The organism is Collinsella aerofaciens (genome assembly GCF_018785265.1).
GTDB classification, from domain to species: domain Bacteria; phylum Actinomycetota; class Coriobacteriia; order Coriobacteriales; family Coriobacteriaceae; genus Collinsella; species Collinsella aerofaciens_AI.
Genome location: NZ_WQPK01000036.1, coordinates 1 through 24,274, shown reverse-complemented (window position 1 = coordinate 24,274; position 24,274 = coordinate 1). Strand labels below are relative to the sequence as shown.

At 59.7% G+C, this 24,274-nt stretch carries 19 protein-coding genes, 1 tRNA gene and 1 rRNA gene; 18 read left to right on the top strand and 3 right to left on the bottom strand.

What is annotated here, in order from left to right; translation table 11 throughout:
- The first annotated feature begins 65 nt into the window (after positions 1-65).
- On the top strand, positions 66-1,628 hold the full coding sequence (locus GPK42_RS05980; protein ID WP_215694183.1) for a cation:proton antiporter: 1,563 nt from the start codon (positions 66-68) through the stop codon (positions 1,626-1,628).
- Between the two features lie 345 nt (positions 1,629-1,973).
- Here GPK42_RS05980 and GPK42_RS05975 read toward each other — a convergent pair whose 3' ends face one another.
- Positions 1,974-2,723, bottom strand: a complete 750-nt coding sequence (locus tag GPK42_RS05975) for an SDR family NAD(P)-dependent oxidoreductase (RefSeq protein ID WP_195361634.1) — start codon at positions 2,721-2,723, stop codon at positions 1,974-1,976.
- A gap of 216 nt (positions 2,724-2,939) precedes the next feature.
- Positions 2,940-4,283, bottom strand: a complete 1,344-nt coding sequence (locus tag GPK42_RS05970) for a homoserine dehydrogenase (protein WP_215694181.1) — start codon at positions 4,281-4,283, stop codon at positions 2,940-2,942.
- A 583-nt stretch (positions 4,284-4,866) separates the two neighbouring features.
- On the opposite strand from GPK42_RS05970, the gene GPK42_RS05965 reads away from it, so the two are divergent.
- The 7 genes from GPK42_RS05965 (at position 4,867) to GPK42_RS05935 (ending at position 11,385) form a co-directional block, all read left to right on the top strand.
- The gene (locus GPK42_RS05965) at positions 4,867-6,054 is read left to right on the top strand and encodes an ABC transporter substrate-binding protein (RefSeq protein ID WP_215694179.1); all 1,188 of its coding nucleotides are present in this window, start codon (positions 4,867-4,869) and stop codon (positions 6,052-6,054) included.
- A gap of 139 nt (positions 6,055-6,193) precedes the next feature.
- A complete protein-coding gene (locus GPK42_RS05960; RefSeq protein WP_040358647.1) occupies positions 6,194-7,075 on the top strand; it encodes a branched-chain amino acid ABC transporter permease in 882 nt (293 codons plus the stop codon).
- 9 nt (positions 7,076-7,084) lie between these two features.
- Positions 7,085-8,164, top strand: a complete 1,080-nt coding sequence (locus GPK42_RS05955) for a branched-chain amino acid ABC transporter permease (protein ID WP_215694177.1) — start codon at positions 7,085-7,087, stop codon at positions 8,162-8,164.
- Entirely contained in the window at positions 8,154-9,014 is an 861-nt protein-coding gene (locus GPK42_RS05950; protein WP_089573307.1) for an ABC transporter ATP-binding protein, read from the top strand. The genes GPK42_RS05955 and GPK42_RS05950 overlap by 11 nt, the downstream gene beginning before the upstream one ends.
- Complete coding sequence (locus GPK42_RS05945) at positions 9,015-9,728, top strand: ABC transporter ATP-binding protein (protein WP_215694175.1); 714 nt, start codon at positions 9,015-9,017, stop codon at positions 9,726-9,728.
- A gap of 175 nt (positions 9,729-9,903) precedes the next feature.
- A complete protein-coding gene (locus GPK42_RS05940; RefSeq protein ID WP_215694174.1) occupies positions 9,904-10,581 on the top strand; it encodes a copper homeostasis protein CutC in 678 nt (225 codons plus the stop codon).
- Between the two features lie 3 nt (positions 10,582-10,584).
- A complete protein-coding gene (locus GPK42_RS05935) occupies positions 10,585-11,385 on the top strand; it encodes a DUF4931 domain-containing protein (protein WP_215694172.1) in 801 nt (266 codons plus the stop codon).
- A 27-nt stretch (positions 11,386-11,412) separates the two neighbouring features.
- Here GPK42_RS05935 and GPK42_RS05930 read toward each other — a convergent pair whose 3' ends face one another.
- Positions 11,413-12,411: a bile acid:sodium symporter family protein gene (locus GPK42_RS05930; RefSeq protein WP_215694170.1), complete on the bottom strand. Its 999-nt coding sequence runs from the start codon at positions 12,409-12,411 to the stop codon at positions 11,413-11,415.
- Between the two features lie 274 nt (positions 12,412-12,685).
- On the opposite strand from GPK42_RS05930, the gene recJ reads away from it, so the two are divergent.
- From recJ to GPK42_RS05880, 10 genes are all read left to right on the top strand, one after another.
- Complete coding sequence (gene recJ, locus GPK42_RS05925; RefSeq protein ID WP_215694168.1) at positions 12,686-15,973, top strand: single-stranded-DNA-specific exonuclease RecJ; 3,288 nt, start codon at positions 12,686-12,688, stop codon at positions 15,971-15,973.
- 15 nt (positions 15,974-15,988) lie between these two features.
- Entirely contained in the window at positions 15,989-18,349 is a 2,361-nt protein-coding gene (locus GPK42_RS05920) for a RelA/SpoT family protein (RefSeq protein ID WP_215694166.1), read from the top strand.
- An 88-nt stretch (positions 18,350-18,437) separates the two neighbouring features.
- Positions 18,438-19,121, top strand: coding sequence for an MBL fold metallo-hydrolase (locus GPK42_RS05915; protein ID WP_338404336.1), 684 nt, complete (start codon positions 18,438-18,440; stop codon positions 19,119-19,121).
- Between the two features lie 194 nt (positions 19,122-19,315).
- Entirely contained in the window at positions 19,316-20,182 is an 867-nt protein-coding gene (gene fba / locus GPK42_RS05910; protein WP_035137086.1) for a class II fructose-1,6-bisphosphate aldolase, read from the top strand.
- 255 nt (positions 20,183-20,437) lie between these two features.
- Positions 20,438-21,871 carry a transglutaminase-like domain-containing protein gene (locus GPK42_RS05905; protein ID WP_215694162.1) on the top strand — a complete coding sequence of 478 codons (1,434 nt, stop codon included), beginning with the start codon at positions 20,438-20,440 and terminating at the stop codon, positions 21,869-21,871.
- A 39-nt stretch (positions 21,872-21,910) separates the two neighbouring features.
- Positions 21,911-21,997 (top strand) — tRNA-Leu (locus tag GPK42_RS05900).
- A 431-nt stretch (positions 21,998-22,428) separates the two neighbouring features.
- Positions 22,429-22,998: a translation initiation factor IF-3 gene (gene infC, locus GPK42_RS05895; RefSeq protein ID WP_006234423.1), complete on the top strand. Its 570-nt coding sequence runs from the start codon at positions 22,429-22,431 to the stop codon at positions 22,996-22,998.
- 32 nt (positions 22,999-23,030) lie between these two features.
- Complete coding sequence (gene rpmI / locus GPK42_RS05890; RefSeq protein ID WP_006234422.1) at positions 23,031-23,222, top strand: 50S ribosomal protein L35; 192 nt, start codon at positions 23,031-23,033, stop codon at positions 23,220-23,222.
- A 46-nt stretch (positions 23,223-23,268) separates the two neighbouring features.
- Positions 23,269-23,628 carry a 50S ribosomal protein L20 gene (rplT, locus tag GPK42_RS05885; protein ID WP_006234421.1) on the top strand — a complete coding sequence of 120 codons (360 nt, stop codon included), beginning with the start codon at positions 23,269-23,271 and terminating at the stop codon, positions 23,626-23,628.
- A 481-nt stretch (positions 23,629-24,109) separates the two neighbouring features.
- Positions 24,110-24,274, top strand: a 16S ribosomal RNA gene (locus GPK42_RS05880); the annotation flags it as partial.

The following is a 24,274-nucleotide window of genomic DNA, read 5'->3' as shown; positions in this document are numbered from 1 at the left end:
AGCTCGCGGCGCGTTGAGGACGGCGAGGGTGCTACAGTGAAGCGCAAACAAGAGAAAGGCATCACATGGCATTCGTTTCGCTCGCCATCATCGCACTCGTGGCCTTTGCGAGTCCTTTTATCGCCTCGGCGATTCCCGGAAAACCTGTTCCCGAGACGGTCTTTTTGCTCGTGCTCGGCGCGGTGCTGGGACCCCATATGCTCGGCGTCATCCATGTAGATGCTGAGGTCTCGCTTGTGTCCGAGCTCGGCCTGGCCTTTTTGTTCCTGCTTGCCGGCTTTGAGATCGACCCCAAGAGCATCACGGGCGTCGAGGGGCGCTACGGCTTGGCGACATGGGTCGTCACGTTTGGTATCGCCTGGCTTGCCGTGCGCTTTACTCCGTGGTTCTCAGTCAGTCATTTCGACGGTATCGCCGTGACGCTTGCCCTCACTTCGACGGCGCTCGGCACGCTCGTGCCCATCATGCGTGAGCGCTCGCTCACTGGCACGCGTGTGGGCGACTCGATTCTCACGTATGGCACCTGGGGCGAGCTCGGCCCTGTGCTCGCCATGTCGGTGCTGCTGTCTGCCCGCACTGGCATCCAAACGCTCGTAATCCTTGGCTTGTTTGCGGTGGTTTGCGTGTTGCTGGCCGTGGTCCCAAGCCGCTCCAAGCGCGTCGGCAGCCGCTTCTTTGCGTTTGTCGAGGAACGCGCCGATACCACGTCGCAGACCTTCGTGCGCCTGACGGTGCTCATCCTGGTCACACTCGTGGCGTTCTCGGCCGTCTTTGATCTCGACATCGTGTTGGGTTCTTTTGCCGCCGGCTTTGTCTTGCGCTACATCATCCCCGAGGGCAACCATACGCTCGAGACCAAGCTCGACGGCCTGGCCTACGGCTTTTTGATTCCGGTGTTCTTTACCGTATCGGGCGCAAAGATCGACCTGACGGCCGTGGCGTCGCGCCCCGGGCTGCTCGCAGGCTTTATCGTGGCGTTGCTGATCATTCGCGCCGTGCCCATTCTCATCTCTATGAGTATTTGTCCTGCGACGCGCGATGTGTCGGCGTATGGTCGCATTACCGTGGCCCTGTACTGCACCACGGCGCTACCGATCATCGTTGCCGTTACGAGCGTTGCCGTCAACGCGGGCGCGCTGTCGCAAGACATCGCGTCGGTTATGGTTGCCGCCGGCGCCATCACGGTGTTCTTGATGCCGCTGCTCGCACAGCTCTTCTACCGCGTGGTGGATGCTGCGCCGGTCGCCGCCGTGGCAGAGGTTGCCGAGCATCCATCCGATGCGCTCGACATCCTGCGCGCCCATCACGACCTAGCGAGCTTGCTCGCGCGCGAGCATGAGCTGCTGACTTCGCATGGCCATGGTCGCGTATTCGAGGGCCTGCCTACGCTCGATACGATTGCCGAGCGTTTTTCCGCCGAGGCAGCGAGCGACCACATCGATGCCCGCATCGTGGACGCGGCGCACCTGCTTGCCGATAAGACTTACGGCGACGAGATCGACCCCGGCAAGCTCACCCCGCTCGAACGCCGTCGCCTGGAGCGCGCCAAGCTCGCCGTGCGCGAATACCGCCGCCGCATGTTGGAGCTCTATGCAAGAGAAGAAGCCGAGGACGACGACGGCAAGTAGTCGATACTCTCTCGGGGAAGCCGCGTCCCGCTTTGAAGGCTCGGAACGGGATGTGGTTTCCGAAACGGGGGCCGTTGGGAAACTGTGTCCCGGAATGGGCGCTCAGAGTGGGATGCAGTTTCCGCGAGAGACCCGTTGCGGAAACGGTATCCCAGAATCGGCGTTCAAGACGGGGCGCTCTTTCCGAAACATGGCCCTGAGGGAAGCTGCGTCCCGGTCTGAGTCGGGACTGCGGGACACAGCTTCCCTTTCAAACAGAAGAAGGCGCGCTGCCTGCAGTTGATGCAGACGGCGCGCCTTCTTTGTTGGACTATGTTGAGGCTGGGAGCTGAGGCTTGTGGTCCCTTAAGAGCGGGCGGCTCCGTCGACGGGGAGCACGGCGCCCGTGACGTAGGAGGACATGTCGCTCGCCAGGAAAACAAAGGCGTTGGCGACATCCTCGGGCTCGCCCATGCGACCCAGCGGAATGGTGGCGATGATGGGCTTAATAACCTCTTCGGGCAGGTTAGCGACCATATCGGTTTTGGTTACGCCGGGTGCAACGGCATTGACGCGAATGCCCACGGGGGCGAGCTCGCGCGAGAGCGACTGGACCATACCGTTGACGGCAAACTTGGACGTGGGGTAACCGACGCCGGAGGGCTGGCCGTACTTGGCGACCATCGAGCTTGTGGTAGTGATGGTGCCGCCGTGGCCGGCCTCGGTCATGATCTTGGCGGCAGCCTGGTGGCCATTAAAGACGGCGACGACGTTAAGGTCCATGACCTTTGCGAACTCCTCGGCCGTGTAGTCCAAGAGGGGTGAACGCTGGGAGATACCGGCATTGTTGACGACCGTGTCCAAGCCGCCCATGTCGGATGCAGCCTGGGTAAAGGCCTCGGTCACGGCTTCGAGTGAGGTGAGGTCGCAGGAGCGGCCCCAGACCTTGGCGTCGGGATAGGCGGCTGTCAGCTTCTCAACGGCCGCATCGGCGGTCTCTTGACGCGAGCCAAAGACAGTGACGGAGGCGCCCTCCTCGATAAAACGGCAGGCGATGGCATAGCCGATACCGCGCGTGCCTCCGGTGATGATTGCTTTCTTGCCCTCGAGCAACATGGTATTTCCTCTCATCGCGGGCGGACATTCGCAGCACAGCGTAGCCGTAACCGGAATCGGCCGTGTTTGCATATCGGTGAACGGTAGCCCGCGTTACCGATGAGCGGCTCGCGCAAATGTGCCCTGTCGTTGTGCTTAGGGCAGGAGACAAAAAGGCTCCCATCCCACATCGGACGGGAGCCCTTCGAGCAAATGCGTTGTGGGGTGTAAACCGAACTAGTTCGCCATGACGCCTTCGGTCCAAGCCTCAACGTCCTCGATGCGCAGGACGTTGGCGACCTCGGCCACGCAGTCGACGCTGGCAAGCTCGGCAGCGGCAGCCTGGACGTCCTTCTCGAGCGCGCGGTGCGTCAGGAAGATGACCGAACAGGCATCGCTGACGCCCGACTTGCCGTCTTCGACCTGGTTGATGAGCGAGATCGAGATGTTGTGCTTGGCAAAGATGTTGACCGTCTCGGACAGGGCACCCACGCGGTCGGCGACCTTCAGGCGCACATAGTACTTGGTCTGGAGCTCGTCCATGGGCTTAAAGGCGAGGTTGTGGCCATAGGGCTCAATCTCGGGCAGCGGAGCCACGCCGCGGCTGATCTGCTCGGAGAGCGACAGGATGTCGCCCACGACGGCACTCGCGGTGGGGAAGGAGCCTGCGCCGGCACCGTAGAACATGGTCTCGCCCACGGCGTCGCCTACCACGTAGACAGCGTTCATGGCGCCGTTGACCTTGGCAAGCATGTGGTCGGCGGGGATCAGCGTGGGGTGCACGCGGACATCGACGCCGGCGTCGGTATTGCGGGCGATGCCGAGCAGCTTAATGGTGTAGCCGAGCTCGCGGGCCTGGGCGATGTCCTCGGCGCCGATGGCACGGATACCCTGCTGGTAGACATCGTCGGTGGTCACGCGGGTGCCAAAGCCGATGGAGGCGAGGATTGCCGTCTTGCTGGCGGCGTCGAAGCCGTCGACGTCGGCGGACGGGTCGGCCTCGGCATAGCCCTTTGCCTGGGCGTCGGCGAGCACGTCAGCGTAATCGGCGCCCTCGGCGTCCATGCGCGACAGGATGTAGTTGGTGGTGCCGTTGAGAATGCCAGCGATGGTCAGGATCTTGTTGCCCACTAGGTCGTGCTCGAGCGTGCTGACAATGGGGATGCCACCGCCGCAGCTGGCCTCGCACTTAATCTGCACGCCGCACGCGCGCGCCTTCTCGGCGAGCGTCTCGACATGACGGCCCAGCAGGGCCTTGTTGGCAGAGACAACGTGCTTGCCGTTCTCGAAGGCGGTGGTGAAGATTTCGGTCGCGGGGTGCTCGCCGCCGATGAGCTCGACGACGATGTCGACGGCGGGGTCGGTGACGACGTCGTGCCAGTCGCTCGTAAAGGCCTCGCGCTCAATACCGGCGGCTTCGGCCTGCTCCCAAGCAAGCGCGCAGGCGCGGGTCAGCTTAAGGTCGATGCCGTAGGCTGCCAGGTACTCATCGTGGTGGCTCTTGATCAGACGGGCCACGCCGCCGCCGACGGTTCCCAGACCGATCAGGCCGACGTTCACGGTGCGCAGGGGTTCGCTCATAGATAGCTCCTTCGTGCATCTTATGGATGGATTAACCGCTTAAAGGTTGAGTGCATTCTAGCGTGAACAGAGGGCGCGTGCTCGCCAGGCAACAGGAGTCGCACAAAACGGCACCCCCGAAACGCTGCGGAAACATTGGAAACATGCTCGCTACAAACGAACTTCCGTAACAAACTGTCAACGTTTGCGCCATAAGGTTTGCCCTGTGCGACTGGGGCATGCAGGCGCTCGTCGGCGTGGAATGACGAGGGCCAGGTCGAAAAGCCCGCTACGGCTTATGCGATCCAGGACGGCAAGTACATCGCCGCCTAGGTGCGCACAAAACGCGAGCGGTGAGGCCATTTTAATCAGGGCAAGGACGCCTGTAACAGAACAGAAACATTACTTTCACACAATAAAGTGGCTAAACTGCATAAACAGACAGGAATACGCAGAACTATGGATAAATGGGCAAAACAAAAGAAAAGTTGAAATAATCGCCACTTTTCTCAACTAAAGCGTCTACTATTTTGCGAACGCCGAACACGGCGAAGGATGGCCTGTCGGGTAACTGAAACCCGACGAGATTTGAGAGGAGAGCCGCATGTCGAGCCTCACCGGTAAGTCATTGAACCCTGTTATGAATCGCAGGAGCGTTATCGCGAGCGCAGCAGGTCTGGGGGCGATGTCCATTCTAGCTGGCTGCTCCTCCAACGGCGGCGATAGCGGTTCCGCTTCGGGCGACGCTTCGTTTAAGATCGGCACCATCGGCCCGCTGACCGGCGCCAACGCGTCCTACGGCAAGTCCGTTACCCAGGGTGTCGAGCTTGGCTGCAAGGATTTCTCGACCAAGGAGCTGCCGCTTGCCAACAAGGCCGAGGATGACCAGGCCGATGGCGAGAAGGCCGTCAACGCCTTCAACACCCTGCTCGACTGGGGCATGCAGGCCCTCGTCGGCCCGACCACCACGGGTGCGTCGGTTGCCGTTGCCGCAGAGTGCGGTAACGACCCCAAGACGTTCATGATCACCCCGTCCGCGTCCTCCGAGGACGTTACCGACGGCAAGGATTGCGTCTTCCAGGTTTGCTTCACCGACCCCAACCAGGGTGTCAACGCTGCCAAGTTCCTGGCGCAGAAGTATGCGGACGAGAAGTTCGTGCTGTTCTATAACTCCGGCGACGCCTATTCTTCGGGCATCGCAGATTCCTTTAAGGCCCAGGCCGCTGAGTCCAAGCTCGAGATTGTTGACGAGGAGACCTTTAAGGACGACTCCGCCACGAGCTTTACCAACCAGCTGACCAAGGCCAAGCAGGCCGGCGCCACCATGATCTTTGCGCCGATCTACTACACGCCGGCGTCCGTCCTGCTCAAGAACGCCAAGGACATGGGCTACGACGTCAAGATGATGGGCTGCGACGGTATGGACGGCATCCTGGGCGTTGAGGGCTTCGATACCTCTCTTGCCGAGGGTCTGCTGCTCATGACCCCGTTCTCCGCCGACGACGAGAAGAACGCCGACTTCGTTAACGCTTACAAGGATAAGTACGGCGATACCCCCGACCAGTTTGCCGCCGACGCCTACGACGGCGTGCACGCGGTGGCCGAGGCCCTCAAGGAGGCCGATCTTGGTGTCGACGCTGATCCGACCGAGGTCGCCGAGAAGCTGTCCAAGGCTATGCTCAAGATTACCGTTGACGGTCTGACCGGCAAGCTCACCTGGAATGATAAGGGCCAGGTCCAGAAGGAGCCCACGGCGTACGTCATCACCGACGGCAAGTACGTACAGGCCTAATTGGCCGCCTTACATAGAGCGGTTTTGATCCCAAGCAGGGGAGGTTTTGGCCTTCCCTGCTTGCTTGGTATCTAGGGACAGTGTAACGTCCCTGTTTCATACATTAGCTGGAAACCTATTCGAAAGGGGGATGTGGAACATGACGGTCTTTATCCAATACCTGGTCAACGGCCTGTCCATGGGCAGCGTCTACGCCATCATCGCGTTGGGCTACACCATGGTCTACGGTATCGCCAAGATGCTGAATTTCGCTCACGGCGATGTCATCATGGTCGGTGCCTATGTCTCGTTCTGCGCCACGTCGTATCTCGGCCTCCCGGGCTGGGCATCTGTAGTTCTCTCTTGTGTGGTCTGCACGGTTCTCGGTGTTCTCATTGAGGGTTTGGCCTATAAGCCGCTGCGCCAGGCGGGCCCGCTGGCCGTTCTGATCACGGCCATCGGCGTGTCTTACTTCCTGCAGAACGCCGCGCAGCTTCTGTGGGGCGCCACGCCCAAGAACTTCACTTCGCTCGTCACCTTTCCGGTGCCGGAGTTCTTGGCCAAGTTCAACGTAAGCGCCGTCTCGCTCGTCACCATCGTCGCCTGCCTGGTTATCATGGCCGGCCTGATGTTCTTTACAGGTAAGACCAAGATGGGCAAGGCCATGCGCGCCGTGTCCGAGGACAAGGCCGCCGCTCAGCTCATGGGCATCAACGTCAACCGCACCATCTCGATGACGTTCGCTATCGGCTCGGCGCTTGCCGCCATCGCCGGCGTGCTCCTGTGCTCCTACTCGCCGGTGCTGCAGCCCACGACGGGCGCCATGCCTGGCATCAAGGCCTTCGACGCTGCCGTTTTCGGCGGCATCGGCTCCATTCCCGGTGCCTTTGTCGGCGGCATTCTCATCGGCATCATCGAGGCGATGGCGCAGGCTTACATTTCCACGAGCCTTGCCAACTCCATCGTCTTTGGTGTTTTGATCATCGTCCTGCTCGTCAAGCCTGCCGGCCTCTTGGGCAAGTACGTCCCCGAGAAGGTGTAGGTGAGCGTTATGAAGTTTCTTAAAGACAAGCAGACGCGTCACGACTTTGTTACGTACGCCATGTGCCTTGTGGCGTTCGCCATCGTGTTCTTTATGCAGTCCAACCACATGATCCCGCGCATGATCGCCGGTCAGCTGGTTCCCATCACGGCCTATATTGTCATGGCCATCTCCCTTAACCTCGTCGTCGGCATCGCGGGCGACTTGTCGCTGGGCCACGCGGGCTTTATGAGCGTCGGTGCCTATACGGGCATCGTCACTGCCGTCGCGCTGGAGAGCACCGTTCCGTCCGATCCGATGCGTCTGATCATCAGCATTGTGGTCGGCGCTATCGCCGCTGGCATCTTGGGCTTCTTGATCGGCATCCCGGTCCTGCGCCTGAGCGGCGACTATCTGGCCATCGTGACCCTGGCTTTTGGCGAGATCATCAAAGAGGTCGTCACCTGCCTCATTGTGGGCGTCGATTCCCGCGGCCTGCATGTGATCTTTAACATCACGGGTAACTCCACGATCGACGACCTGCACCTGCTCGAGGACGGCACTGCCATCATCAAGGGCGCCCAGGGCGCCTCGGGCGTGTCGACATACTCGACCTTCCTCGCCGGTGCCATCCTGGTCATGGTCGCACTCGTGATCGTGCTCAACCTGGTTCGCAGCCGTACCGGCCGTGCCATTATGGCCGTGCGCGATAACAAGATTGCAGCCGAGTCCGTAGGCATCTCCGTCACCGAGTACCGCATGATCGCCTTCGTGGTTTCCGCTGCCCTCGCCGGTGCTGCCGGAGCTCTCTTCGGCGGTAACTTCTCGCAGCTCTCCGCCACCAAGTTCGACTTCAACACGTCCATCCTCATCCTGGTGTTCGTGGTCCTGGGCGGTCTGGGCAATATGCGCGGCTCCGTCATCGCGGCGGCGCTGCTTACGGTGCTTCCCGAGCTGCTCCGTCAGTTCTCGGACTACCGCATGCTCATCTACGCCATCGTGCTGATCCTGGTTATGATCTTTACCAACAACCCGCAGCTCAAGGCATTCTTCGGTCGCGTTAAGGACCGCTTTGCTTCCAAGAAGGAGGTGGCAGCCGATGCCCAGTAAGTTTGAGTTCAACAAGGGCAAGATGGTCCCGTATCCTTCTGGCGCCATCGTTCCCGACCGCGACCTGGGTCAGCGCCCAGCGCTCGAGTGCATCCACCTGGGCATTGAATTCGGCGGACTTAAGGCGGTCGACGACTTTAGCCTGACCATCGGTAAGACCGAGATCGCCGGTCTCATCGGCCCCAACGGCGCCGGTAAGACCACGGTCTTCAACCTGCTCACCAAGGTATACCAGCCCACGCACGGCACCATCCTGCTCGACGGTGAGGACACCTCGGGCAAGTCCGTCTACCAGGTCAACCGCATGGGTATTGCCCGTACCTTCCAGAACATCCGCCTGTTCAACACCATGACGGTGGAGGACAACGTTAAGGTCGGTCTGCATAACCAGGAGCGCTACTCCGGTTTTGAGGGCGTGCTGCGCCTGCCGACGTATTGGAAGCACGAGAAGGCCGCCCACGAGCGCGCCATGGAGCTGCTGTCCATCTTTGATATGGAGCATCTGGCAAACGAGCAGGCCGGATCGCTGCCTTACGGCGCCCAGCGTCGTCTGGAGATCGTCCGCGCGCTTGCCACCAACCCCAAACTGCTGTTGCTCGACGAGCCTGCCGCCGGCATGAACCCGTCCGAGACCGCGGAGCTCATGGAGAACATCGTTAAGATTCGCGACACCTTCGGCATTGCCATCATGCTTATCGAGCATGATATGTCGCTCGTTATGAACATCTGCGAGGGCATTTGCGTGCTCAACTTTGGTAAGGTCATCGCCAAGGGCACGGCCGAGGAAATCCAGAACAACGACGCTGTTATCGAGGCGTATCTGGGTAAGCAGGATAAGGGGGAGAACTAAATGGCAGAGCCGATGCTTTCCGTCTACAACATCAACGTCTGGTACGGCGCCATCCACGCCATCAAGGACATCTCCTTTAACGTTAACGAGGGCGAGATCGTGGCCTTGATTGGTGCCAACGGTGCCGGCAAGTCCACAACGCTCAAGACCGTCTCGGGCCTGCTGCGCTCCAAGACCGGCTCCATCAAGTTTATGGGCGAGGACATTACCCATACGCCCGCTGATAAGCTGGTTGGTAAGGGCCTGGCTCAGGTTCCCGAGGGTCGTCGCGCCTTTTTGCAGATGACGGTCGAGGAGAACCTGGAGATGGGCGCCTATACACAGCTCAAGTCCACAATTGCTCCGGGCCTGGAGCGCGTCTACGAGCAGTTCCCGCGCCTGAAGGAACGTCGTCGCCAGGTCGCCGGCACCCTTTCAGGTGGCGAGCAGCAGATGCTCGTTATGGGGCGCGCCCTTATGAGTAACCCCAAACTGCTTATGCTCGACGAACCTTCCATGGGTCTGGCACCGATTCTGATCGAACAGATCTTCCAGATTGTCGAGGACCTGCACAAGGCCGGTACCACGGTGCTTCTGGTCGAGCAAAACGCGCAGATGGCGCTTTCCATCGCCACACGCGGTTACGTGCTCGAGACCGGCAAGATCACCATGACCGGCACTGGTCAAGAGCTGCTGCACGACGACAACGTCCGCAAAGCCTACCTCGGAGGCTAACCCACCTAACAAAAGGGGCGCTGACTATCTCAGTCAGCGCCCCTTTTTAAGTTGCGGTGAAATAGGGACTGAATACGGGCTCCAGAGGCCAAAAGAGTCCCTATTCCACCGCAACTTCATGGGGATGTGTGACAATGCCCGTCGGAAAACATCTGCTGTCTTTGGGGGTCTATCTATGCTGTACGAGTTTTGTGCCGAGAACTTTGAGCGGGTGCCGGCGGCTATCGATGCCGGTGCAAGGCGTATCGAGCTGTGCGACAACCTTGCCGTTGGTGGCACCACGCCTTCGGCCGGCGTTATCAGCGCTACGACCAACTATGCCCACGAGCACGATGCACGGGTGATGTGCATGATCCGTCCGCGTGGCGGCGACTTTCACTACAACCAGGACGAGTTGCGTATGATGGAGATGGACCTGGGCCTTGCCGTGAGCGCCGGCGTTGACGGCTTGGTCTTTGGCTGCTGCAAGCCCTGCGCTGGCGGATGGGCACTCGACGAGCTTACGTTGGGCGCCCTCGTGATGGCCGCGGGCTGCGCGACCGAGGAATGCAAGCGTGAGCCCATCGACATCACCTTCCACATGGCATTTGACCAGCTCTCGCCCGAGGCTCAGCTCGATGCGATTGATACACTTGCCGACTGCGGCGTTACGCGCATCCTCACGCATGGCGGCGCTGCCGGTACGTCGATCGAGGATAATTTTGATCACCTGGCTCGTTTAATCGAGTATGCGGGCGATCGTTTGACCATCCTTCCCGGCGGCGGCATCACTACGGCAAATCGCGACACGGTCGCGGCGGCGCTAGGCGTCTCCGAGCTCCATGGCACCAAGATCGTGCCGCTGGAGGTATAACCCGTGGCGCTGGTATTTGACGTTCAGCAGGCGAGCGGTAAGCCTGACGATAATCGTCGCCCTGGCACCGCGTGCCCCTTTTGCGACACGGAGGGGCTTGCCAACATCATCCAGCGCGATGGTGACTGCATCTGGCTCGAGAATAAGTTCAAGACATTGCGGGCCACACGTCAGACCGTATTGATCGAGTCTGCCAATCACGACGCCGACCTGGTGACCTATGAACCGGATGAGCTGCATCATGTGATGCGGTTTGCCCTGGGCTGTTGGCAGCAGATGATCGATTCCCAACAGTACTGCAGTGTGCTCATGTACAAGAACAAGGGTCCGCTCTCGGGCGGTAGCCTCGTTCATCCGCACATGCAGATTGTGGGTTTGGAGCAGGAAGACGGCTACACTTCGCTGACTTCTGCCAATTTCGAAGGCATCAATCTCTGGCAACAGGGGAGAATCGCGGTCAACATCTCAACCGAACCGATCATGGGGTTCTTTGAGATCAACGTTTCAGCCCCGCAGGGAATCGCTGCCAGCGATGACACGAGAGACCAAGCCGAGGCGGATCTCTTCGCCGATGCGATCCAGGTAGCTCTGCGCTATATCCTGAACGAGCACCACGGTGGTCGCGCAGAGTCGTATAACCTGTTCTTCTATCACCTGGGCGGTCGGACCATTGCCAAGGCGCTGCCGCGTTGGGTGGCTTCGCCCTACTTTGTCGGCTATCGTTTGGCCCAGGTCAATGCTGAGATCACGCTCGATGTCGATGCGGAGCGACTCCGTGCACATCTGGAGGCGCTCACATCGTAAAGTGAGCGCCCGCACACTGCGGACAGTCTAGCGTGCCATGGCGTCGCGGCCGGCCTCGACCCGCTTGCGCTGGGCGGCGCGCTCCTCGCCGGTTAGACGCTCAAAGAGATGCCCGATAAGCGAGGCGAGTACCTGCTGAAACAGCGTGCCGCACATGACGGGGAATACGACTTCGCCCGGAAAGTATTGCGTGGCGATGACGGCGCCCGAAGAGATGTTACGCATGCCGCAGGTAAAGCACATGGTAGCCGCCTCGCTATATGGCAGATGCAGCGCACGGGCGACCAGAAAACCGATGACAAAGCCGCTGATGGCGAAGGTCAAAATAAAGAGGGCGACTTCCAGGCGCACCGCGTTCATGTGCAGCACGTACTCGCTCATGGCGGTGGAGTTGGAGGCGATAACGCCCATCATCATGAATTTGCAAGCGGGCGAGAGCGCGGGGGAGAGCTTCTCGTGTCCCCATCCACGCGTGAGCTCGTTGATCACGATGCCGAGCACGGCGGGGATGGCGATCATAAAGGCCATGTCTTGCATCATGCTCGGCACATCGATCGAGACGGTGGCACCCAGCAAGAGCTTAAGCGTAAGCGGAATCGTCACAGGGGAGATAACCGAGGACGTCAGGATGATGGTGAGCGCGAGCGGGCCGTTGCCGCCGAACATGCTGATCCACATAAAAGCGGTGACGGCCACGGGCACGCTGTACTCGAGCACGATGCCGCAGACAAGGTTGGGGTTGGAGCCAAAGAAGAGTGACCCTATGGCATACGCCGCGATGGGAATAAGCACTGCCGAGACCAGCAGCGCCAGAATCAGGTGCAGCGGACGGTGGAACACCTCGGCTACCTGGTGAAAAGTGTTGCTGAGCGCGCCCTGAAACGTCATAAAGGCGAAGAGGGCGGGAACAATGGGCTTGAGCACGCCGATCTGCTGGGGAAAGAGCACTCCGAGCGCCACGCAAATCGGAACGATGATCTGCATATGCCCCGCGAGGAACTTTCCCAGTCCAGACCATTGCTTCATATGTCCCGTGACTCCCTTTATCCGCGAACTCGTTTGTATGGATATGCTAGACGCTCGTATGCGTCCGTGCGGCTGAAACGCTCGATTATTTCGAGGCCATTACCGCCATCGTTTGCCGAAACCGCGGCGCACCGCGGCGTTTTGCGTCCGTGCCGCACGGTATAATAAATCCGTTCAACAGATCTGCCTGCCGAAGCGGGCATACACAGAGGACTCATCGCTATGAACCGTGAGAGGTATCGCGGCGACCTGCCCCTATCGGGGGTGGGCGCCTATGTCATCGCTTAAGACGACGCATCGCTGGGCGGTCGCTCGGCAAAACCCTGAGCTCGAAAAGGAGCTTTCGGCTGGCCTGGGCATACCCGGGCTGGTGGCGCGCATTATGGTTGCGCACGGCATTACATCCATCGAGGAAGGCCAACTGTTTTTGACGCCTTCGCTCGATCGCGACTGGGCGGACCCGCTCGTTATTCCGGGCATGGCGGTCGTCGCCGACCGCGTTGAGCGCGCTGTTCGCAGTCACGAGCGCATCGCCGTCTTTGGCGATTTTGACGTCGACGGCATAACGTCGACTTGTCTGTTGACCGAGGCGCTGCGGATGTTTGGCGCCAATGTCACACCGTTTATCCCGCACCGCTTTGACGAGGGGTACGGCCTGTCGCGTGCGGCGCTCGACCGCGTCAACGAGCTCGCCCAACCCAACCTGATTGTGACCGTCGATAACGGTATTGCTGCCAAGGAAGAGGTTTCCTATCTGGAGAGCCTGGGGATCGATTTGGTGGTCACGGACCATCACGAGCCTTCCGACCAGGTGCCGCAGGGCGTGCCCCTGACCGACCCCAAGCTCGAGGACGAGGGTCCCTCGCGCGAGCTTGCCGGTGCCGGCGTGGCACTCAAACTGGTGCAGGTCCTGGGCGAGCGTTTGGGCAAGCCGTCGTATTGGCGTTCGCTGATAGAGGTCGCGGCGCTGGGCACCGTATCCGACATGATGCCGCTCACGCCCGAGAATCGCGCACTGGTCGCCGAGGGCATCCAGCAGATGCGCGTAACCGCTCGCCCCGGCTATATCGCGCTTGCCGCGCTCGCCAAGGCGGACCTTTCGAGCATTACGGCCGACGGCCTGTCATTCTCGCTCATTCCCCGCTTAAACGCTGCCGGTCGCATGGCCGATCCCAAGCTGGCGCTCGACCTGCTGCTTGCCCGCAATCCCATCGAAGCAAGCGCGCTGGCGGCTGAGCTCGAAGAAATCAACCGCCAGCGCCGTGAGATCGAGGCGGAGCTCACGCGCGATGCCATGGCAAAGGTCGAGGAGACCTATGACGGCGGACGCGCGATCGTCGTGGGCGGCGAAGGCTGGCACGAGGGTGTCAAGGGCATCGTGGCAAGCCGTCTGACCAACCGCTATCACGTGCCGGCGCTGCTGTTCTCGATCGAGGACGGTATCGCGCGCGGCTCTGGTCGCTCGGTGGGCAAAGTTAACCTGTTTGACGCCGTCGAGCGCTGTTCCGACCTGCTGATTCGTCGCGGCGGACATGCCGGTGCGGTGGGTGTGACCATCGAGGCATCCAAGCTCGATGAATTCCGTCGTCGCCTTTCCGCCGTGCTATCGGAGATTCCCGCCGAGGACTTTGAAGACATCGACGAGGTTGCCGCCACGGTCGACCTTTCCGAACTGAATATCGAGACTATAGAGCAGATTTCCCGTCTTGAGCCGTTTGGCCAGGGCAACAAGGTGCCGCTGCTGGCCGCCGAGGGCGTGACGATGTGCGATCGCGCCGTGGTGGGCAAAACCGGCGAGCACATGCGCTTTGTGGCGACCGATGGCGCCGCGAGTGTGCCGGCCATTATGTTCCGCGTGCCGCAAATCGATAAGCTCATCAACTGCGATAGTGCTGTCGACTTGGTGTTCGAGGCCGTTGCCGAGCATTGGCAGGGTCGTGTGAAGCCCAAGCTCATGGTCAAGGATGTTCTGGTCCGCGATACCACGCTGCCCAGCGTCGACGATCCGGCATGCGAGCTTCGTCGTGGCGTGCAGCCGGCGGATTCCGGCCTGCGCTTGGAGTCGCGCAAGCGCGAGACGCTCGCCCAGCTTTCCTATACCGAGCTCACGCGCTCGCTTATCCATAGCTTTATCGGATCGAACCAGCCGCACCGCGCGCAGGTTGAGGCGCTCGACGCCTTGGCCGATCACCAGAGTGTCTTGGCGGTTATGGGAACGGGCCGCGGCAAGTCGCTCATCTTCCATGTGCATGCCGCGCGTGAGGCGGTGCTTCGCGGACGTGCGAGCATCTTTGTCTATCCGCTGCGTGCGCTTGTTGCCGACCAGGCCTATCACCTCTCGTCGACGATGGCATCGCTTGGCATTGGCGTTGGCGTGCTGACCGGCGAGACCGTGGAGGCCGCACGCGATGACGTGTTCGCCGGCCTAGCTTCGGGCCGCACCGGTATCGTGCTCACGACGCCCGAGTTCCTATCTATCCACCGTGACCGCTTCGCGCGTTCGGGCCGCATCGGCTTTGTCGTTATCGATGAGGCGCATCATGCCGGTCTTGCCAAGGGCGGCGACCGCAGCGCCTATCTCGACATGCCCGATATCCTCAAAGCCTTGGGCGACCCGGTCGTTATGGCTGCGACGGCCACCGCAACGGCTCCGGTTGTGGCCGAGCTCGCCCGCGTACTACCGATTACCCGCACGGTGGTCGACGAGACGGTGCGCGAGAACTTGCAGCTCGAGGATGACCGAGATCTTGCGAGCCGCGAGAACCGCCTGGTGTCAATCGTGGCGACGGGGGAAAAGACCGTCATCTACGTCAATTCGCGCGACCAGTCCGTGGCGCTCGCCAAGACGTTGCGCAAGCGTGTGCCCGATTGCGCAACCCATATCGCGTTCTATAACGCGGGGCTTGCGCGTTCTGATCGCCGTCGCGTGGAGGAAGCATTCCGAGACGGAAGCCTCAGCTGCATCGTCTCGACATCTGCCTTTGGCGAGGGCGTCAACCTGCCCGATATCCGCCATGTCGTGCTCTATCACATGCCGTTTGGCGGCATTGAGTTTAACCAGATGAGCGGCCGCGCCGGTCGCGACGGCCAGCCCGCCGTGATCCATCTGCTCTATTCGTCGCGCGACGCCCGCATTAACGAGCGCCTGCTCGACTGCTATGCGCCCGAGCGCGACGAGCTCGTCACGCTCTATCGCGCGCTGCAGACCATGTGGCGCTCCAACCGCGGCAAGACGGGGGACGATTCCTTTAGCGCGAGCGATATCGACATCGCGCAGATGTGCCTTGCCATCGATGCTCGCACGCCGGTCGACGAGCGTTCGGTGGAAAGCGGCCTGGGAATCTTCGAAGAGCTTGGTTTCTGTCGAGTTTCGGGGTTTGACGACACTCGTCGTATCGCGATGGCCGAAAACCCCGGCCGCGTGCAATTGAGCAGGTCAATTCGCTATTTGGAGGGCTTGCGCTCGCGCATGGAGTTCTCGGCTTTCCGGAGCTGGGCGCTCGATTCGTGCGCTTCTGATATGCTAGCCAAAGTTAACCGCCCGATCGTACCGCGGGCCTAGGGGAAGGGGACCTCGATGGATGCCGCAGCCCGTACCGCCCATGATTCCACCCTCCAGCCGTTTTCGGAGATGGAGCACTATAAGCATGCCGATGAGCTGCCGCCCGAGATTATGGCGGACAGCTACGACAAGCTGGAGCGCCTGTGCCTCAAATATATGAATGAGGATGACTTCTCCAAGGTGGAGCAGGCCTACTGCTTTGCTGCCGAGAAGCATTGCAACCAAAAGCGGCGCTCGGGCGAGATGTACATTAACCATCCCGTCGAGGTTGCCATCATTTTGGCCGATCTCAAGATGGACTGCGATGTGGTGTGCGCCGCGCTGCTGCACGATACCGTCGAGGATACCGAGACCTCGCTCGCCGATGTTTCCGGCCTGTTTGGCGATACGGTGGCCGAGCTCGTCGATGGCGTGACCAAGCTCACCAATATCGAAGTCGACAGCATGGACGAGAAGCAGGCGCTCACGCTGCGCAAGATGTTCCTCGCCATGTCCAAGGACATTCGCGTCATCATCGTTAAACTTGCCGACCGTCTGCACAACATGCGAACGCTGGCAGCCCTGCGCGAGGATCGTCGCCTGTTTAAGGCTCGCGAGACCATGGACGTGTACGCGCCCTTGGCCGACCGCCTGGGCATGAGCTCTATTAAGTGGGAGCTCGAGGACCTGTCCTTCTTCTACCTGGAGCCCGATGCCTACCAGCGCATTGCGCGCATGGTGGCGGAGTCGCGCGAGGTCCGTGAGCGCTATCTGGCTGAGACCATCAAGACACTCACCGACGAGCTCAACCGCATTGGCCTGGAAGGCTTCCAGATCAACGGCCGTTCCAAGCACTATTGGTCCATCTACCAAAAGATGAAGCGCAAGGGCAAGGAATTCTCCGAGATCTACGACCTGGTGGCACTGCGCGTCATCACGCATTCGGTGCGCGATTGCTACTCCACGCTCGGCGCGGTGCATACGCTGTGGCACCCCATGCCCGGTCGCTTTAAAGACTATATCGCCATGCCCAAGGTCAATAACTACCAGTCGCTCCACACGACGGTTATCGGCCCCACGGCCCGCCCACTCGAGATTCAGATTCGAACCTACGAGATGCATGAGCAGGCCGAGTACGGCATTGCCGCCCACTGGCTATATAAGAAGTCGGGCGGATCGTCTGCTTCCAAGACCAATGACGCTCAACGTTTGGACGACCAGATCAACTGGCTCAAGCATTCGCTCGATTGGGCGGCTTCCGATGAGATCACCGACGCCAAGGAATACCTGCATTCGCTGAAGGTTGACCTCTTCGATCAGGAGATCTTCGTCTTTACGCCCAAGGGCGAGGTCATGGCGCTTCGTGCCGGATCCACGCCGCTCGACTTTGCCTATGCCGTTCACACCGAGGTGGGAAACCATTGCGTCGGCGCCAAAATCAACGGTGCGGTGGCTCCGCTCACGCACGAGATTAAGACGGGTGACCGTGTCGAGATCCTGACGAACAAGAGTTCCAAGCCGTCGCGTGATTGGCTCAAGATCGTCAAGACGCCTTCGGCTAAGTCCAAGATCCGCCGCTATTTTGCCGCTGCGACCAAGGACGACGACGCTGCTGCTGGTCGCGATATGCTGGCCAAGGACCTGCGTAAGCGTGGCTATGGCATTTCTACGCCGCGTTCGACGCGTGCACTCAACGCCGTGGCGGAGCAGTTTAACTTCAAGCAGCTCGAGGACCTGTTTGCCGCCGTCGGCGCCGGCAAGGTTGCCCCGCGCGCTGTGGGCAATAAGGTCGAGCAAATCTTGGACCCCAAGCCCGAGGAACAGCTCACCAAGGCCGAGGCTATCGCCGAGGTCGTGAAGCAGCCCGCTCGCAGCTCCAACCGCAAGCCGCAAAAGCGCGGCAAGAGCGCCAGTAACGGCATTATCGTCAAGGGCGAGAGCAACAGCGGCCTGCTGGTCCGTCTGGCTCATTGCTGCAACCCCGTGACGGGCGACGACATCGTCGGCTTCATCACGCGCGGTCGTGGCGTTTCGGTGCATCGCGCCAACTGCCCTAACGTCAAGGGTCTTATGGAACATCCCGAGCGCATGATCGATGTGGAGTGGGACGGCGCTGCCGACACCCTCTTCCAGGTCGAGATCGTGGTCGAGTGCTTGGACCGTATGGGCCTGCTCAAGGATGTCACCATTGCCATTGGCGATGCGGGCGGCAATATCCTTTCTGCCGCCACGTCGACCAACCGCGAGGGTATTGCAACCCTGCGCTTTATGGTCGAGATCTCGGACGCGAGTGGTCTGGATCCGCTGCTGGCTTCCATCAGCAGTGTCGATTCGGTCTACGACGCTCGCCGTCTTATGCCCGGCGAAGGCGGAGCTCAGCTCAAGCGCCGTGTGTAGGTGCGAGAGCCTCTCAGCATCATAGATATTGGTTACGTTCGAGGCATCGTTTGGTGCCTCGAACGTATTTTAGAAGGAGGGTATGCGCATGGGCGATATGACTTTGGACCTGACACCCCGAGGTGCGGCTTCGATTGAGGCGCTCGTCAACGGCCCCATTCAGACCAACAGTTACGCCGTGATTTCGAATGACGAGTGCTTAATCGTCGATCCGGCGTGGGAGGGCGAGTGTCTTGTGGAGCATATCCGCACCGCGCATCCTGAGGTGCGCGTACTCGGCTCTGTCTGCACGCACGGTCATGCCGACCATGTTGGCGGGGTTGCCGGGGTTCGAGCTGTCGTTGGCGACAGCGCGCTATATGAGTTGTGCGCTAAGGACGTGACGGTACCTCGCGCAAATATCGAGGAGCAGCGCGCCATGTGGGGTATCGAGACACCCGATCCGGGTGAGCCGACGCGTTTGCTTGCCGAGGGCGATACAATCGAGGTGGGCGACGTCTGCCTGCAGGTGATCGAGACGCCGGGGCATACGCCGGGCGGCATCGTCCTGTTCGCCGCGACCGAGCGGGGGAACATCGCCTTTGTGGGCGACACGCTTTTCCCGGGCAGCCACGGTCGTACCGATCTTTCCGGCGGTGACGAGGCGGCGATTATGCGCTCGCTCTCCAAACTTGCCAAGATGCTTCCGCCCGATACCGTTTGCTTGACGGGCCATGGCGATTTGACCACGATGGCGCGCGAACTTATGCAGAACCCGTTTATGCAGATGTAGGCTCGAAGCCGTCGTCCGAACCACGAAGACCGCTCAATCGTCAAGCTATTTTCCCCAGTGGGTCGATTCTGTGGGGCAAACGGTCAAAATTTGTCCAATCGGATGGTATTCGTGAACAAACGAACGTTTATGCTCGGGTATGTCGTGGTAAAATCTCAGGCGTTATCGGAGCAACCTTACAGGAGGTTTCTTTTATGCTCGTCAACGCAGCAGACATGCTCAAGAAGGCCGAGGCCGGCAAGTATGGTCTCGGTGCCTTCAACACCAACAACCTCGAGTGGACCCTGGCTATTCTCCAGGCCGCCGAGGAGGCCAAGTCTCCGCTGATCCTTCAGTGCACCGCTGGTGCCGCTAAGTGGATGGGCGGTTTCAAGGTCTGCGCCGACATGGTCAAGGCTGCCGTCGAGGCCACGGGCGTTACCGTTCCCGTCGCCCTTCACCTCGATCACGGTTCTTACGAGGACTGCTTCAAGTGCATCGAGGCCGGCTTCACGTCCATCATGTATGACGGCTCTCACGAGGAGACCTTCCAGCTTAACCTCGACCGCACCAAGGAGCTCGTTGAGCTTGCCCACTCCAAGGGCATGTCCATCGAGGCCGAGGTCGGCGGCATCGGCGGCACCGAGGACGGCGTGACCTCCAGCGGCGAGCTCGCTGATCCTGCTGAGTGCAAGCAGATTGCTGACCTGGGCGTCGACTTCCTCGCCTGCGGTATCGGCAACATCCACGGCGTGTACCCTGCCGACTGGGCTGGCCTTTCCTTCGAGCGCCTGGGCGAGATCAAGGCTCAGACCGGCGACCTGCCCCTCGTCCTGCACGGTGGCACCGGCATCCCCGAGGATCAGATCAAGAAGGCCATCTCCCTGGGTATCTCCAAGATCAACGTCAACACCGATCTGCAGCTCGTCTTCGCCAAGGGCGTTCGCGAGTATATCGAGGCTGGCAAGGATCAGCAGGGCAAGGGCTTTGACCCCCGCAAGCTCCTCAAGCCTGGTCGCGACAACATCGTTGCCCGCACCAAGGAGCTCATGGAGGAGTTTGGCTCCGTCAACAAGGCGTAAGTAGCGGTTTAACTTCCCGCCGGAGGCCCCGTTCACCCTACGCTTTTCCCTTGCGCTCACCTGGCTTTGCCAGAAGTCGCGCAATGGGAAAAGCTCCGGGTGAACGGGGCCTCCTTTGTTAACTCGCTACAGGGTTACTGGGCTGAATTCATTTTTAGAGGTACCGTTTATCGGTGTTGAGGGTTCCTTTATTGGGGCTTTCTTTTTTATCTCGCTACAATGGGCTTCAAGAGTTCTAATGACTTGGAGTTTGGTATGGCTGTTATTAATGTGCTGCCTTCGGATGGGAAGGTCATTGACGAGGGTCCTGTTGGTTGCTCTGTTGATGTTTGCTGTGATGATTTCCGTCATCTCGATATTGGACTGCCGCCCGAGATTCTTCGTCTCAAGGATGCCGGATATTTGACGCAGGCTGTTGCGGCTTGTGATCGTCTTTTGGGGCAGAATCCCGATCCCTCGTTGGCCGCTTGCGTTCGTGCCGAGCGGTATCGCATGCTTGAGACGCCGCTTCATTTTTCGGTGTCGCGCGATCGGGCTATTGCGATGATTCGCGAGGAGTGGCCTGAGTTTACCGAGGAGCAGTTTGACGATCTGATTGACCGTAAGCGTATTGACTGGCGCTTTATCGATGGCGAGCTGTTCGTTCTCGACAACTTCCTCGATTCGCTTCGCGTATATCCCAAAGAGGTTCCCGGCATGCGTCCCGATCCTACGGACGGAATTGCACTGCGCAACGAGATGCTCAAGGAGATGGAGTCACAAAACGGATTGACTCGCGTTATTACGCTTAAGGCGTCCTTGTCTGTCCCCGGCGCTCTAGAGGGGGAGACCGTTCGCGCTTGGCTTCCCGTAGCCGCCACCTGCCGCCAACAGTCTCAGGTCGAGTTTCTCGACATGACGCCGGAGGGTGCTGTTGCTCCCGCGAACGCTTCGGCGCGTACCGCCTCGTGGTCTTCTTCGAGTGAGCGCTCATTCTCGGTGACTTATCGTTATCACATCGATGCTGCTTATTGTGATGTCTACGGTGGCACACTTCCGGTTCATCCGCGTATGGACGCGCCTCTGCCCGAGGATATTTCCGAGGACCGTCCGCACATTGCATTTACGCCGTATCTGCAGCAGCTGACGGCCAGCGTTGTTGGCGGACTCGAGGATCCGCTCGATCGCGCCCGTGCTATCTATGATTACCTGACGCAGTATATCGACTATCGCTATCAGCCGCCGTACTTGCTTTTGGGATCTATTGCCGATGACTGCGCGCATTCGCTCCGCGGCGATTGCGGCGTTATGGCGCTCACGTTTATCACCATGTGCCGTATCGCGGGCGTGCCTGCCCGTTGGCAGAGCGGCCTCTACGTTGCGCCCGATTCGGTGGGGTCGCACGACTGGGCAGAGTTCTATACGCCGCAGACCGGTTGGCTCAACGCCGACGTGTCATTTGGATCTTCTGCTCGCAGGATGGGGGAGGAGTGGCGCCGCCGTCACTACTTTGGCAATCTCGACCCATGGCGTATGGTGGCCAACAATCGATTCCAGGCTGAATTTGTGCCTGCTTTCGATGGTATGCGCGAGGATCCCTATGACAACCAGATGGGTGAGGCTTCGGTCGACGGTCGCGGATGCCGTCAGCGCGAGATGCTACGCACGGTCGAACTCATCGAAATGCTCGAAGTTCCATTTTCGGACTAATCGGTAGAAAGCTGTGATAAACTAACTCACGCATTACGTGCCCGAGTGGCGGAATTGGCAGACGCAGTGGACTCAAAATCCACCGTTGGCAACAACGTGCGAGTTCGAGTCTCGCCTCGGGCACCATACATGCAAGTGAGCGTTCAAGGGGGGTGCGGCCCCCTTTTTCGTGCCGAACTCGCGTGAGCGCGCGAAGCGTTAAGCAAACAGGCCTGCGGCCTGTTTGTAGCGGAGCGTGGCGAGGGCGCCTCGCGCCCGAAGCCCGGGGCTTCGCGAAGCGAAGGCCCTTCGAGTCTCGCCTCGGGCACCATACATGCAAGCGAGCGTTCAAGGGGGTCAAGGCCCCTTTTTCGTGTACGTAATGTGATAACGCGCTGTACGTGTTATTATTCGCAAGGCGTTGTTCCCGCAATGCCCTAAAGAGGAACCCGAGGGTTCCCACCTTTTGGCGCCAATGAGCAGCTGACTGGTCATACAACTTAGATTCCCTTCCTCAAATCGAGGTTTTCTATGTGTACGACCTGGTTGCTGAGAAGCGCCGGGTTATTTTTTTATGAATGGAGGTAGGGAAAATAGCTAAGTCTGATGACACCCGCATCAACGACGAGATTACTGCATCTTCGTGCCGTTTGATTGGCGTCGATGGCTCTCAGCTCGGCCTGTTCGCCATCCGCGATGCCCAGCGCGTCGCCGACGATCAGGGTCTCGACCTGGTCGAGATCGCTCCCAACGCGGAGCCGCCGGTCTGCAAGGTCATGGACTACGGTAAGTTCAAGTACCAGCAGGCCATGAAGGCCAAGGCTGCTCGTAAGAACCAGTCCAAGGTCGAGGTCAAGGAAATGAAGTTCCGACCCAAGATCGACGTTGGCGACTACGAGACCAAGAAGGGCCACGTTCTGCGTTTCCTCAAGAAGGGCGCACGCGTTAAGATCACCATCATGTTCCGCGGCCGTGAGATGGCTCACCCGGAGCAGGGCCTTAACGTTCTCGAGCGTCTCGCCGAGGATCTAAAGCCTTACGCTACGGTCGAGTCCAAGCCTAAGATGGAAGGCCGTAACATGCTTATGCTGCTCGCCCCGATTAAGGGCGCCTTCGATGAGGATAAAGCGGCAAGCGATACCAAGTAACTAGTGTTCTGTAACCGATTAAGGAGTATTTCATGCCTAAGATGAAGTCCCACAGCGGCACCAAGAAGCGTTTCCGCAAGACTGGTACCGGCAAGCTTATGCGCGCCAAGGCTTTCAAGAGCCACATCCTGAGCAAGAAGTCCACCAAGCGTAAGCGTGGCTTCCGTCAGGAGACCGAGATCGCCGCTGCCGACCGCAAGGTCATCAAGTCGCGTCTCGCCTAAGTTCGCGTTCCCGTTTTTCGTTTTACCGTCTAGGAGTTGATAGAACATGGCACGTATTAAGCGCGCTGTTGCCGCCAAGAAGAAGCGCCGTACCGTTATGCACCGTGCGAAGGGTTACTACGGTGCCGCTTCGCGTACTTACAAGCATGCTAAAGAGCAGGTCCAGCACTCCCTGCAGTATCAGTATCGTGATCGCCGCAACAAGAAGCGCGAGATCCGTTCTCTCTGGATCACTCGTATCAACGCTGCCGCTCGCCTGAACGACATCTCTTACTCTCAGTTTATGCACGGCCTGAAGGTTGCCGGCATCGAGCTCGACCGCAAGGTCCTGGCTCAGATGGCTTACGAGGACATCGAGTCCTTCAACGAGCTGGCTACCATTGCCAAGAAGGCTCTCGAGGCCTAATAGATTCTCTTGAATCGCTAGGGGAGTGTCGCGTTATGCGCGGCGCTCCCTCTTTTTATCTGAAGCGCTGGTTTATATAGCAAAAGCGCGGGTAGATAGACACTTACAGGTGACCGATCTTTATATATCTCTTAACCGAAGGGTCATCATCTGATACGTGCAGTATTTCTGTACCAGCCTTTCTATGACTTATATAGGAAGCAATATATTGTGTAGGACTTGTGAAGAGTGGAATTGACGTCCCCCGGCGCCCCTCCGGTCTGGCAATATATCTCCTTGCCGCGCGGGACACTTACTTCAGTGTCGCATCCGGGCAGACATCGAACCATTTGAAATGGTCTAACTTGGATTTGTTTTTCGCAAGGCCGCCGAGAGGCGGCCCCGAGAAATTCCTTTTCCTATCTAATAGAACCATATGAATCGAACGGAACCGATCAGCGATGAACTGTGAGGACCGGACGGGCTCGAAGCCCATATATTTTGGACGGAGAGTTCGATCCTGGCTCAGGATGAACGCTGGCGGCGCGCCTAACACATGCAAGTCGAACGGCACCCCTCTCCGGAGGGAAGCGAGTGGCGAACGGCTGAGTAACACGTGGAGAACCTGCCCCCTCCCCCGGGATAGCCGCCCGAAAGGACGGGTAAT

Coding starts and splice junctions, on each gene's coding strand:
- GPK42_RS05980 (WP_215694183.1), top strand. CDS start 66: ATGGCATTCGTTTCGCTCGCCATCATCGCACTCGTGGCCTTTGCGAGT.
- GPK42_RS05975 (WP_195361634.1), bottom strand. CDS start 2,723: ATGTTGCTCGAGGGCAAGAAAGCAATCATCACCGGAGGCACGCGCGGT.
- GPK42_RS05970 (WP_215694181.1), bottom strand. CDS start 4,283: ATGAGCGAACCCCTGCGCACCGTGAACGTCGGCCTGATCGGTCTGGGA.
- GPK42_RS05965 (WP_215694179.1), top strand. CDS start 4,867: ATGTCGAGCCTCACCGGTAAGTCATTGAACCCTGTTATGAATCGCAGG.
- GPK42_RS05960 (WP_040358647.1), top strand. CDS start 6,194: ATGACGGTCTTTATCCAATACCTGGTCAACGGCCTGTCCATGGGCAGC.
- GPK42_RS05955 (WP_215694177.1), top strand. CDS start 7,085: ATGAAGTTTCTTAAAGACAAGCAGACGCGTCACGACTTTGTTACGTAC.
- GPK42_RS05950 (WP_089573307.1), top strand. CDS start 8,154: ATGCCCAGTAAGTTTGAGTTCAACAAGGGCAAGATGGTCCCGTATCCT.
- GPK42_RS05945 (WP_215694175.1), top strand. CDS start 9,015: ATGGCAGAGCCGATGCTTTCCGTCTACAACATCAACGTCTGGTACGGC.
- GPK42_RS05940 (WP_215694174.1), top strand. CDS start 9,904: ATGCTGTACGAGTTTTGTGCCGAGAACTTTGAGCGGGTGCCGGCGGCT.
- GPK42_RS05930 (WP_215694170.1), bottom strand. CDS start 12,411: ATGAAGCAATGGTCTGGACTGGGAAAGTTCCTCGCGGGGCATATGCAG.
- recJ (WP_215694168.1), top strand. CDS start 12,686: ATGTCATCGCTTAAGACGACGCATCGCTGGGCGGTCGCTCGGCAAAAC.
- GPK42_RS05920 (WP_215694166.1), top strand. CDS start 15,989: ATGGATGCCGCAGCCCGTACCGCCCATGATTCCACCCTCCAGCCGTTT.
- GPK42_RS05915 (WP_338404336.1), top strand. CDS start 18,438: ATGGGCGATATGACTTTGGACCTGACACCCCGAGGTGCGGCTTCGATT.
- fba (WP_035137086.1), top strand. CDS start 19,316: ATGCTCGTCAACGCAGCAGACATGCTCAAGAAGGCCGAGGCCGGCAAG.
- GPK42_RS05905 (WP_215694162.1), top strand. CDS start 20,438: ATGGCTGTTATTAATGTGCTGCCTTCGGATGGGAAGGTCATTGACGAG.
- infC (WP_006234423.1), top strand. CDS start 22,429: ATGGAGGTAGGGAAAATAGCTAAGTCTGATGACACCCGCATCAACGAC.
- rpmI (WP_006234422.1), top strand. CDS start 23,031: ATGCCTAAGATGAAGTCCCACAGCGGCACCAAGAAGCGTTTCCGCAAG.
- rplT (WP_006234421.1), top strand. CDS start 23,269: ATGGCACGTATTAAGCGCGCTGTTGCCGCCAAGAAGAAGCGCCGTACC.